At 49.2% G+C, this 12,068-nt stretch carries 9 protein-coding genes, 1 pseudogene and 1 riboswitch; of the genes and pseudogenes, 4 read left to right on the top strand and 6 right to left on the bottom strand.

Going from position 1 to position 12,068, the window contains the following annotated elements; genetic code table 11:
- Positions 1-10 precede the first annotated feature (10 nt).
- A complete protein-coding gene (locus tag M1D90_RS15695; RefSeq protein ID WP_020450902.1) occupies positions 11-1,825 on the top strand; it encodes an IucA/IucC family protein in 1,815 nt (604 codons plus the stop codon).
- Positions 1,826-1,867: 42 nt separating this feature from the next.
- On the opposite strand, the gene M1D90_RS15690 is transcribed toward M1D90_RS15695, so the two are convergent.
- Together M1D90_RS15690 and M1D90_RS15685 are read right to left on the bottom strand one after the other, a co-directional pair.
- Positions 1,868-2,308, bottom strand: a complete 441-nt coding sequence (locus M1D90_RS15690; protein ID WP_023856633.1) for a GNAT family N-acetyltransferase — start codon at positions 2,306-2,308, stop codon at positions 1,868-1,870.
- 173 nt (positions 2,309-2,481) lie between these two features.
- Positions 2,482-3,315 (bottom strand): dehydrogenase/reductase SDR family member 1, encoded by an 834-nt coding sequence (locus M1D90_RS15685; RefSeq protein ID WP_456282866.1) that lies wholly within the window; start codon positions 3,313-3,315, stop codon positions 2,482-2,484.
- Between the two features lie 112 nt (positions 3,316-3,427).
- Here M1D90_RS15685 and M1D90_RS15680 point away from each other — a divergent pair, with 112 nt between their 5' ends.
- Entirely contained in the window at positions 3,428-4,390 is a 963-nt protein-coding gene (locus tag M1D90_RS15680) for a helix-turn-helix transcriptional regulator (RefSeq protein WP_025811664.1), read from the top strand.
- A 73-nt stretch (positions 4,391-4,463) separates the two neighbouring features.
- Here the strand turns inward: M1D90_RS15680 and metH are convergent, their stop codons facing one another.
- The 3 genes from metH to M1D90_RS15665 all read right to left on the bottom strand — a co-directional run bounded on the left by metH (position 4,464) and on the right by M1D90_RS15665 (position 10,461).
- A complete protein-coding gene (gene metH, locus M1D90_RS15675) occupies positions 4,464-7,880 on the bottom strand; it encodes a methionine synthase (RefSeq protein WP_456282865.1) in 3,417 nt (1,138 codons plus the stop codon).
- The gene (locus M1D90_RS15670) at positions 7,873-9,702 is read right to left on the bottom strand and encodes a bifunctional homocysteine S-methyltransferase/methylenetetrahydrofolate reductase (protein WP_025811662.1); all 1,830 of its coding nucleotides are present in this window, start codon (positions 9,700-9,702) and stop codon (positions 7,873-7,875) included. The genes metH and M1D90_RS15670 overlap by 8 nt, the downstream gene beginning before the upstream one ends.
- Positions 9,703-9,780: 78 nt before the next feature.
- Positions 9,781-9,892, bottom strand: a riboswitch (SAM riboswitch).
- A 77-nt stretch (positions 9,893-9,969) separates the two neighbouring features.
- A complete protein-coding gene (locus M1D90_RS15665; RefSeq protein WP_003180528.1) occupies positions 9,970-10,461 on the bottom strand; it encodes a YajQ family cyclic di-GMP-binding protein in 492 nt (163 codons plus the stop codon).
- Positions 10,462-10,601: 140 nt separating this feature from the next.
- Here M1D90_RS15665 and M1D90_RS15660 point away from each other — a divergent pair.
- A pseudogene (locus M1D90_RS15660) lies at positions 10,602-11,470 on the top strand (CvfB family protein).
- 37 nt (positions 11,471-11,507) lie between these two features.
- Here the strand turns inward: M1D90_RS15660 and M1D90_RS15655 are convergent.
- Positions 11,508-11,630: a DUF3941 domain-containing protein gene (locus tag M1D90_RS15655; RefSeq protein WP_023856637.1), complete on the bottom strand. Its 123-nt coding sequence runs from the start codon at positions 11,628-11,630 to the stop codon at positions 11,508-11,510.
- A 155-nt stretch (positions 11,631-11,785) separates the two neighbouring features.
- On the opposite strand from M1D90_RS15655, the gene M1D90_RS15650 reads away from it, so the two are divergent.
- Positions 11,786-11,992, top strand: a complete 207-nt coding sequence (locus tag M1D90_RS15650; protein WP_026579910.1) for a spore germination protein — start codon at positions 11,786-11,788, stop codon at positions 11,990-11,992.
- The last annotated feature ends 76 nt before the right edge of the window (positions 11,993-12,068 follow it).

The following is a 12,068-nucleotide window of genomic DNA, read 5'->3' as shown; positions in this document are numbered from 1 at the left end:
AGGCATTTTCATGTTGTTTCAAGATGAATTAAAGAGGGTCCTCAATCCGGACAGGTGGACAGAAGTCAATCGGCGATTACTGGCGAAGATGCTTTCTGAGTATATGTATGAGGATATCATCAAGCCCGATTTCATTGAAACTGAAGACGGCATCAACCGGTATGAGCTGAGAACGGCGGAGGATAAGGTGTACCGGTTTGCCGCCAAACCCCGCATGTTTGACAGTTTTGACGCGATGCCGGAGACGATTGAAGTCTTCAAGAGCGGACAATGGACAAAACAAGTGAGCGCGATTGAATTTCTCCTCGATATCCAGCCGCATATCCCGATGAGTCCGGAAACAGCGGGGCATTTGATCAAAGAGTTCAACCATACGATGCTGGCGGATGCTCATCTTTTGGCAAAGGATGCGCTTACGGCTGACGAGCTGACCGAAGCCGATTATGCCGTCATTGAAGGCGAGATGACAGGCCATCCGTGGATCGTCTACAACAAAGGAAGAATCGGTTTTGGCTATGATGACTACCTCCGGTTTGCACCGGAAAATCAGAGAGCCGAACGGCTGCTGTGGATCGCTGTACACAAAGAGACCGCGTCATTCCACTCAGTTGAAGGACTCGATTATGAAACGCTGATTCATAAAGAGCTTGATGAGCTGACTTTAAGGCAGTTCGCTAAAGTGATAGAAAAGCAGGACGCAGCCAGTGAAGACTATTATTATCTGCCCGTCCACAAATGGCAGTGGACAAATACAATCATTCAGCAGTTTCCGGAAGAAATTGCTTCAAAAGCGATCATTCCTTTAGGGGAAGGCGGAGACGAGTACCTGCCGCAGCAGTCGATCAGGACCTTTACAAACATCACAAACAAACACAAGCATCATATTAAACTGCCGATGAGCATTTTAAATACGCTTGTATACAGAGGACTGCCGTCGGAGCGGACGGTGATCGCGCCGAGAATTACTGAGCATATTAAAGGGATCGCCGAAAACGACGCATTTCTAAAAGATGAATGCAGGGTGATCCTGCCGGGCGAAAATGCCAGTCTGAACGTTGATCACCAATACTATCATGCTCTTGAAAAAGCCCCGTATCAATATTTGGAAATGCTCGGCGCTATTTTCAGAGAAAGCATTTATACGTATTTGGAAGATGGAGAGCAGCCTGTTACGCTCGCTTCTTTAACATACATTGATCAAGGCGGCGTGCCGTTTATCAGGCGCCTGATCGAAAAGTCGGAGCTGTCAGCGGAGGAGTGGATCGGAAAGCTGTTTAACACCGTGATGCCGCCGCTTCTGCATTTCATGTACCGCTACGGAACCGTATTTTCGCCGCACGGACAAAATACGATTCTCGTCTTAAAAGATTATCAGCCGCACAGGCTGGCGATTAAAGATTTTGTAGATGACGTCAATATCAGCGACCAGCCGCTGCCTGAACTGAGCGGTTTGACAGAAGATTTAAAAGTCGTTCTCAGAAGCGAGCCGCCGGAAGGGCTTGTGCAGTTTATCTTTACAGGGCTTTTCATTTGCCATTTGCGCTATGTGGCCAACATTTTGGAAAATGACGGTCTGCTTCCTGAAAAGCGCCTGTGGAAAGCTTTGGCTGATGCGATTTTGGAATATCAGCAGAGATTCCCTGAACTGCATGAGCGCTTCGAATTGTTCGACTTATTCAAGCCGGAATTGACGAAGCTCTGCCTCAACAGAAACCGGATGGTCGACTACGGCTATAAGGACGGAGATGACCGCCCGCATGCCTCCGAATTCGGAAAAGTGACAAACGCGCTTGCGCAATTTAAAAAAGAGGCCGCAAAGCTTTAATGCTCATGCGGCAGAGAATGCCCCGCTTCCGGCGGGGGTTTTTTATGTCAATTTCTTATACATCAAAATATGAGGTCCGATCGGCGGTATATCGTAGACCCCGCCTTGTTCGCTGAAGCCGAGCTTTTTATAGTACCCGCTCACAGATGTCCTGGCGTTGCACCATAAAAGGTCTGCGCCTTTTTTCCGAAGAAGCTCTTCGGCATGGCGGATAAGCGTACTGCCCGCTTTTTGCTCGCGGTACCCTTCAAGTGTCGCCATCCCTCTCAGCTGATACTGTTTTTGGCCTTCAAGCTCTGAATGTTCGGCTTTATGAAAGGAGGCGATGCTGATCAGCCTGTCCCGATAATATCCGCCGAGGTGAAACGTGCCCCCGAGCAAATCGGTTTCATACTTGCATGCTTCCAGCGGCTGATTCGGCCGGAGAATGCGGTGCCTGATCTCATACGTATCTTCCGCGTTTATAGGTTTGACTTCAATCATATGATTCCTCCTTCAGTTGCAGTTCAGATTGGGCGAACGAAATTCCGCGTGCTGTTGAAACCATGACTGTCATTCCATTATATAACGTTGGCGGAAACGATCAAAGCAGTATAAACACCTTCACCTGATCTGCCTTTAAAGAATCATTTCCCCCGAGAGGCGATCCCTAATCCCTATATCGTAAATGGCGGAATATACCGTCCGTCCACATCTGTAAACTGATATTCTTTGGCTAAATCACCAACTCTTAACGCACGTCCGCTTTTCTCCATCACATCCGGATCTTTGGCCAATGCTGTGATTCCGCGTCCGACATAATAAGGCGTTTCGGTTTTCCTTAAATCTTCTGACTCCTGCCAATCCGCCTCATCTGATTCATGGTACTTCAGCACAAGTTCGGTTCTCATAAATCCCGGCGAAACGGCAAGAACGGTAATGTTGTCCCGTTTTAATTCCAATGAAAGACCGTACGCCATCCGGACGATGGCGTTCTTGGCCAAATCGTAATAAAACTGTCCGGTGTATTTGTTCTCATCCCAAAAGGTCGTATGAATGATAAGAGCTTGTTTATTTTCGCGAAGGAGCGGCACGGCGAAGTGGTTCGTCGCCAGCTGGGCGCGCACCCCTGCGGTGAACATCGTATCCCAATTTTTTAATGACAATTCCCAAAAAGGCTTTGCCTCGACACCCAGATCGTGCGCACCCCATACATTGTTGATCAAGATATCCAGTTTTCCTTGTTCTTCGCGAATTTTAGCGATGACAGCCTCTGTTTCTGAATCGTTCGTATGATCACATCTTACAGCAATACCCTTTCCGCCGGAAGCTTCAATTTGTGACACGGTGTCATCAATTGTACCGGGCCATTGATTCGTGGAAGCCCCCCTGATGCTGCGGCCTGTCATATACACGGTTGCACCGGCTTTTCCAAGTTCGACAGCGATGGCGCGGCCGGCGCCTCTGCTTCCGCCTGTTACGAGAGCGATTTTTCCTTTCAGCGGTTTCATTCATCCCATTCCTTTCATTATAAAAGATATGCTCATTATAAAAGCTGAATCTTGACAACCATTGTCATATTTTATTAAATAAGTTCATCCATTGATAAAAAAAGGTGGTCATATGAGAGGAGATCGACTGATATCTATTCTTTTAATGCTTCAGGCGCAGGGACAAATGACGGCGAAAGAATTAGCGGAAAGGCTGGAAGTCTCGGAGCGGACGATTTACAGAGATATGGAAGCGTTAAGCGGAGCTGGAATTCCCGTTGTGGCCGAGCGCGGGATTAACGGAGGCTGGTCATTGCTTGATGATTACCAAACCACTTTAACCGGTTTAAAAGAATCTGAAATACGCGCATTATTTGTCCCGCTTTCTGAACAATTGCTGGACGATCTCGGATTAACCCGCATATCCGAAGAAGCCCGAAATAAACTGATAGCCTCGCTGCCTTCGGTATATCGTCAAAACGCAAAAGACGTGTGGAACCGAATATATATTGATACCCGTGCATGGCGCCATAAGAAAGAAAAAGCAGCATCCTTTGAAGTGCTGAAAGATGCCATATGGAAAGATCAAAAATTAAAAATCGTTTATCAGCGGGCAGATGGACAAACAGCTGATCGAATTGTAGCACCGCTTGGACTGGTAGCTAAAGGGTCAAACTGGTATCTGATTGCATCTAAAGAAAATGGGGAGATTCGAAATTACAGGGCTTCACGGATTCATTCTGCCGCTCCTGTCCGCGAAACATTTGAAAGGCCCGAAAACTTTGATATTGCTCACGTATGGCAGTCTTCAACAAAGGAATTTATCGAAAGGCTGCCGACGTATGAAGTGCGGGTGAAGGCGGCGCAGGACATCTTGCCGAGGCTGTCGTTTACCAATTATTTTGTGCGGATCATCGAAACAAATGAGGTCGATCAGGAGGGGTGGATACCCGTTACATTATCTTTTGATACGGAAGAAGAAGCGAAAAGGTATATACTCGGGTTCGCAGAGCACATAAGGATCATTGAACCTAAAGAACTGCACGGGAAGATACTCAACATGGCTGAATCCATTGTTGCTCATTATAAATCCTGAAGTATTCGCGGCATATGTTACGACCATACAAAATGAACCCTGCAGGCCGCAAACGGCAAGCAGGGTCTTCGGGTTAATGAACATTGAAATATCTGGCTTCCGGATGGGAGACAACGATCGCTGATACGGAAGCTTCGGGCTCCATCATAAAGCCGTCTGTTAAATGAACGCCGATTCCTTCGGGCTGGATGAGTCTGAAGAGTTTTTCCTGATCTTCGAGATTCGGACAGGCCGGGTATCCGAAGGAGTAGCGCTGTCCCTGGTATTTCGCCTGAAAACGCTGTTCCATCGTGAAGTCTGGTGCATCAGGGAAGCCCCAGCGGTCGCGGATAACTTGGTGCGTCCGTTCGGCGAGTCCTTCGGCCAGTTCAAGAGCAAGCGCTTGTACCGCATGACTTTTCAAGTAGTCGCCTTCCTCCTTAAAGCGGTTTGCGGCTGCTCTTACATGTCTGCCCGCTGTCACGGCAAAGAACGAGACATAATCAAGCTCTCCTTTCGGTCGGACATAATCGGAAATACAGCGGTACGGAAGCTTTTCCTGCCTAGGAAAAACAAACGTTTCAAGGATGCTGTCTTTGTTCCCGGGGTCTAAAATATGGAGCGAATCCCCGTCGCTGTACGCGGGGAAAAATTGATATACGACCGCGGGGTCGAACCAGCCGTGCTCTTTCCCGTCTCTCAGCAACTCGTCAATCAGCTCTTTCAGCTCCAGTGCTTTCGGATGCTGTTCAGCCAGGAGTTTTTTGACTTTTCCTTTCAAGCCGAGGTGATGGCCGAGCAGCATTTGTTCATTGACATACGGCACGATATAGGAAAGGTCGATATTTTTCAAATAGTGCCGCTTCAAGTCTTCCGGCTGAAAGACCGGCGCCTGCGGAACGTGCGCCCGTTTTTCAAGCATTTCAATCACGGCTTTCGTCTGCTTTTTTTCTGCGACGGCGGCGGGTGCAGCAGCTTCTTTTTTCTCGAGAAACTGCGACGGGTCCGTCCGCAGCTGATTGGCGAGCGATAAGCCGTCCATGGCGTCCTTCGCGTATAAAACCGGCCCTTTATATTCAGGCGAAATTTTCATGTTTGTGAACTTTCTTGAAAGAGCGGCTCCGCCGACCATAATCGGGATGGAAATATCCGCTTTGTCGAGGTCCTGCGCTGTAACGACCATTTGCTGCGCCGATTTGACGAGCAGGCCGGACAGACCGATGATATCGGGATTCTCTTTGCGGACCGCTTCAATTAATTCCTGCGGTGTCACTTTAATCCCAAGATCGACAACCTTGTAGCCGTTGTTGCTTAAAATGATGTCGACTAAGTTTTTGCCGATATCATGGACATCGCCTTTAACGGTTGCCAAAACGATCTTTCCTTTGCCGCTGTCGTCTTTCTTTTCCATATACTGTTCGAGAAAGGAAACGGCAGCTTTCATGACTTCTGCCGACTGCAGCACTTCAGCGACAATCAGCTCATTGTTGTTAAACAGCCGTCCGACCTCCGCCATGCCATCCATAAGCGGACCGTTGATCACGTCGAGCGGGGCGGCAAATTTTTTCAACGCTTGTTCGAGATCGGGAATCAAGCCTTCTTTTGTACCCTCGATGACGTACTCAGACAAGCGCTCTTCCAGGGAAAGAGATGTTTTCGGCTGTTTGTCCGTTTTTTTCTTTCCGCGGTAGAAGTCAGTGAAGGATGCGAGCGTTTTGTCATCAGTGTGAAACAGAAGTTTTTCAGCCATTTCGACTTCTTCTTTAGGAATGGAAGCGAACCGCTCAAGCTTTTCCGTGTTGACGATCGCGTAATCAAGCCCGGCCTGTGTTGCGTGGTACAAGAATACAGCATTTAAGATTTCCCGGCCGACGGGCGGAAGACCGAATGAGACGTTGCTGACGCCGAGAATCGTTAAACATTCAGGGAGCCGCTCTTTGATGAGGCGGATGCCTTCGATCGTTTCTTTAGCTGAGCCGATGTATTGTTCATCACCTGTTCCGACAGGGAAGACGAGCGGATCGAAGATGATATCGCTGGCCGGTATTCCGTACTTTTCGGTGAGCAGCTGATGCGACCTGACGGCGACGGCCAGCTTCTTTTCCGCGGTGACCGCCATTCCCTCTTCATCGATCGTGCCGACGACGAGTGCCCCTCCGAACTGTTTGACGAGCGGAAGGATGTCAGCGAACCGTTCTTCGCCGTCTTCAAGGTTGATTGAATTGATGATCGCTTTTCCCTGTGAGTATTTCAGCGCCTTTTCAATCACCGTTTTGTCCGTCGAGTCGATGACAAACGGGGCTTTTACTTTTTTCATCGCTTCTGTTAAGAAGCCTTCCATATCTTCCGCTTCATCGCGGTCCGGGTCTGCAAGGCAGATGTCGATGACATGGGCGCCGTTTTTCACTTGGGCTCTCGCGATTTCGGATGCTTCCTCAAATTTCTGTTCGGCGATCAGCCGCTTGAATTTTCTCGATCCGATGACATTTGTCCGCTCCCCGACAAAAAGGGGACGCATCGTTTCTTCATAAATTAGTCCGTCGATCCCTGAGACGGTGTGCGGCTTTTTTTCCGAAGGGACCGTCCGCGGCGGCAGCGAGGCTACTTCATCGGCCAGCGCTTCAATATGGGCGGGCGTCGTTCCGCAGCAGCCGCCGACAATGTTCAGCCAGCCTTCTTCTGCAAACGCCTTGATTTTTTTCGCGAGCGATTGCGGTGATTCATGGTATTGTCCCTCCTCATCGGGGAGGCCGGCATTCGGATAGCAGCTGACGGCCGTCCTCGCAAGGGAAGAAAGGGTTCTGATGTGATCTGTCATAAATTCCGGGCCCGTCGCGCAATTTAAACCGACGCTGACCGGCTTCATATGCTCGAGTGAGATATAGAACGATTCGATATCCTGGCCGGCCAGTGTCGTGCCCATCGGTTCGATCGTGCCTGATACCATGAGGGGAAGGGTTTTGCTGGTTTTTTCGAAGGCTTGTCTGATGCCGATAAAGCCCGCTTTAACGTTCAGCATATCCTGGCTCGTTTCGAGCAGCAAGAGGTCGGCTCCCCCTGTGATCAGCGCTCTTGCCTGTTCCTCGTAATTATCGATCAGCTCGTCAAAGGTCGTGCCGCCGGTGACGGAAAGGGTTTTTGTCGTCGGACCCATCGCGCCGGCGACAAACCTTGGCCATTCAGGTGTGGAAAACTTTTCGGCGGCCGCTTTGGCGAGTTTGACTGAAGCGAGGTTGACTTCATAGGCGCGCTGCCCGAGGTCGTACTCGTCCAGAACGAGCCGTGTGGCTCCGAATGTATTGGTTTCGATGATATCGGCTTTAGCGGCCAGATAGGCTTCGTGGATGCCCTGAATGATATGAGGTGCCGTGATGCTTAGAAATTCATTGCACCCTTCATAGGTCTCGCCGCCGAAGTCAGCGGCGGACAAACCGGCATTCTGGATCATCGTTCCCATCGCACCGTCAAGGACGAGGATTTTTTTCTTCAGCTGGTCATTGATGTTAGACATTTGTTTTCTCCTTTTCTTTCTGGTGGATATATGCCGTCAGTTCGGCGGTTAAATCAGACCGCAAAAACGGTGTGATCAGATAAATGCCGTTGAACAGGTCGCACGCCGCATCAAGCAGGGAGCGGGCGATCGCGAGCCCTTCCTCGGCCTGTTTTTGTTTGTCATTTCCCGCCAGCGCCATCTTTTCGCGGATTGAATCGGACAGTTTGATGCCGGGGATTTCGTTGTGGATGAATTCCGCGTTGCGGCTGCTGGTCAGCGGCATGACGCCGATATAGATCGGTGTTTCAAGATGCTTTGTTTCTTCGTGGATTTTGATGAGCTGCTCCTCTGAATAGACAGGCTGGGAAATGAAATAGTCTGCGCCGCAGGCGATTTTTTTCTCAAGCCGTTTCACCGCTTTGTCAATGTGTCTGACATTCGGATTGAAGGCGGCCGCCACTGAGAAATTTGTTTTCTTGCCGAGCGGTTTACCTGAATATGACAAGCCTTCGTTAAACTGTTTGATCAGGCTGATCAAATCGAACGATGTCAGGTCATAGACGGAAGTCGCTCCCGGAAAGTCGCCGATTTTCGACGGATCGCCGGTAATCGCCAGCACGTCTGACAGCCCCAGTGTATCGAGCCCCATTAGATGGGACTGCAGGCCGATCAGGTTGCGGTCTCTGCATGTAATATGGATCAGCGACCTCATATCGAGGCGCTGTTTTAAGAGCGCGCCGCAGGCGACATTGCTGATCCTCGGTGTGGCAAGCGAGTTGTCCGCCAATGTCAGTGCATCGATTCCGGCTGATTGAAGCTCTTTAGCGGCGTGCAAAAATTTCTCAAAGTTTAATTGTTTTGGAGGATCGAGTTCGACGATAATGGACCGTTTTTGCTTGGCCAGATCGTCGAGAACGGGCTCTGTCCTTTCGTTTTGAACAGCAAGCGCCGCTTTCTTTCTGATTTTCACGTGCTTTTCGGTGACTGGAGGAAGCCCTTTGACCGCCTCAGCCATCGCCCTGATGTGGTTCGGCGTGGTTCCGCAGCAGCCGCCGATGATCCGTGCGCCTTGATTGCGGAATTCCTCCGCGCTTTCCCTGAAATATTCATCATCTGTCTCATAAACAAGCCTGCCTTCGACAAGGGACGGGAGGCTGCTGTTCGGATAGACGGAAAGATAGGCGTCTTCTAAAAGCGGGACTTCTTCAAGCGCTCTGATCATATGATAAGGGCCGAGGCGGCAGTTGATGCCAACGACGTCTGCGCCGAGGGATGCCAGCTGCTTCAGGCCGTCCGCAAGCGGGGTTCCGTCCTGAAGAACGCCCTCTTCGTGCATTGAGACATTCAAAATGATTGGCAGCTCTGTTTCCTTTCTGGCAATCTTTAAAACTTCGCGCGCTTCTTCTAAATCATAATAGGTTTCGAGCAGAAGTCCGTCCAGCTGCTCATTTAACAGAAGATAGAGCTGTTCGCGGAAGCTTCTTTTAATGTCCTCGAGAGAATACGAGTTTTTGTTGAACGTCCGGATTCCGCCGAGCGTACCGAGAACATAAGCAGAACCGGCGGCGGAGCGGGCGAGACGGACCGCTTTTTCGTTGATTTGTTTTGTTTCGTCTTCGAGCCCGTATCTGGACAGCTTGATGAAGTTTGCGCCGTACGTGTTCGTTTGAATGATATCGGCGCCGGCCTGTACATATGCTTCGTGGACGCGTCTCACTTCTTCGGGCTTGGAGATGTTCAGTTCCTCAAAACACCTGTCGATCCCGTAGGAATACAGAAGTGTGCCCATTGCGCCGTCCGCGATTAACGTTTTGCTTTTTATATCCTCCAAAAAACCCATCGTTTTCCCCCTTAAGCATTTTTGATAAACAAAAAAGTCTTCTGTGAAGCAGAAGACTTTTCATCGACATTGTCCGTCTTCTTATCTTCCAAGCAGACTGCTTGCTGGATTTAGCACCTTGGTCATGAATATTCATTCACCGGTTGCTGAGGCTTCATCGGGCCAGTCCCTCTGCCTCTCTTGATAAGAACAGCTATTTAGTTTCTATTGATTACTTTTACTCAATTTACCGAAAATCGGGAGAATAATCAACAGTAAATTAAGAATTTATCGAAAATTTATAAATTGGACATCAATCGGCAGGTCGGCTTCCCTCACCATCGCGATGATTTGCTGAAGGTCGTCTTTATTTTTTCCGGTTACGCGGACTTGATCATCCTGCACTTGCGATTTAACTTTCAGACCCGATTTTTTTATCAGGTTATTGATTTTTTTCGCGTTTTCTTTGTCGATGCCCTGAACTAGTTTTCCGCGCTGTCTGACCGTGCCGCCTGAAGCGTTCTCAAGCTTTGAGTATTCGATGTTTTTCGTCGGGACGTTCCGCTTGATCAGTTTGCCGACAAGCACGTCTTTCAGCTGGTTCATTTTAAATTCGTCGTCCGATACGAGAACGAGCTCGTCTCCTTCGAGTGTGATGCTGCTTTTTGACCCTTTGAAATCATAGCGTGTGCCGATTTCCTTGAGAGCGGTCTGAATTGCGTTTTGAACTTCAGGCAGTTCAACCTTTGAGACGATATCAAATGAGCTTTCTTTCGCCATGTGAAAACCTCCATCCATTTTACTTATGAGTCAATTATAGTAGAATAAGGTGAAACTTCCAATATCGAGCGGTTTGCCTGGCCGCGATCCGGCAATAATTTTAACATTGGAGGAATAATAAGAAAAAGAAAAACAGGCGGATAAGAAAGGAAGAAACAGTATGAAACCAGGACAGCAGCTAACATTGAAAATAGATCATAAAGCCGATTACGGTTACTTTTTGACGGACGGCGAAACGGCGGTCCTTCTGCATCAGAGCGAGATCACGGAGGATATTGAAGACAGAGAAGAGGTCGATGTCTTTTTATATGTCGATCATGAAGATCGCTTGGCGGCTACGATGAGAAAGCCGATGATCAGCGCTGAACAGTACGGCTGGGTGGAAGTCGTTGATGCCGTCAGCGGCATGGGGGTTTTCGTCGATGTCGGGCTCTCGAAGGACGCCCTCGTTGCGACAGAGCATCTCCCGCCGTATGAATCAGTATGGCCGCAAAAAGGGGACAGGCTGTACTGTATGCTGAAAATCACGGGGCACGGAAGGATGTTTGCCAAACCGGCGCCGGAGGATAAGATCAGCGAGCTGTTTAGTGAAGCTTCACCCGGTCTGATGAATAAAGAGCTCACCGGAACGATCTACCGCTTGATCGCATCAGGCTCTTTTATGATTTCCGAAACCGGCATCAGAGGCTTTATCCATTCTTCTGAGCGAAAGGAAGAGCCGAGGCTTGGGGAAAAGCTGACCGCAAGGGTGATCAAAGTAAAAGAAGACGGTTCTGTTAATCTGTCGCTTCTGCCAAGAAAGCAGGATGCCTTGTCGGTTGATGCAGAACAAATTTTGACTTATATGAGAACGAGAAACGGCGCGATGCCGTTCTGGGATAAAAGTGACCCTGAGGATATCAAAGAGCGCTTCAACATGAGCAAAGCAGCATTTAAAAGGGCGCTCGGCCATCTGATGAAACAGGATAAAATCTATCAGGAAGAGGGCTGGACATACGAGAAAAAATAAATATGAGGCGGCGTCCGATGAGGACGCCGCCGGTTTTTTACAAGTGATCAGGCTTCTTTGATTCCTGGTGTTTACCGGCTTGTCTGTTCTTTTCAGCGAGCCGGTTTTTCTGCTGGTTGACGGCGTTGTTGTCAACTGGCTTTTTATCATCATCTTTCATGAGGAAGCACCTCCTGTCAAAATGTCGCTTTTAGCTTGCACACTGCCGGCGAAACTATGTACTCTCCCAACCGCGATGTTTTTTGCCGGGAAGTTTATGCCTCCTTGTACCGCCAGCATACACATATCATAAGACCCAAAAAAAGGAGACTTGGTATGAAACATTGCTGCTCAGTTTATATTCAAAGTGTTTCGGCAGGAGGAGTCGTCAATTTTGGCGGTGCGTTCAAAATTTGTCCGATCACAATGGAAAAAGTGGTCGAGGGGTCTGGAGGTCCTGATGTCGCGACAGCGGCTGCCGGTTTTCTTGATGGAGCGCTTACACCGGTCGCCGCTGAAGGAACAGTCACCGAAGACAGCTGACGAAGAAGGCCTGCTTTTATCAAGCAGGCCTCAGCGTGTCGACAAACCCTCGCATTCGTTGTCAGGCCTGCGCGTC

It is taken from the genome of Bacillus sp. JZ34 (assembly GCF_053903205.1).
This window is presented reverse-complemented; position numbering and strand designations above follow the sequence as displayed.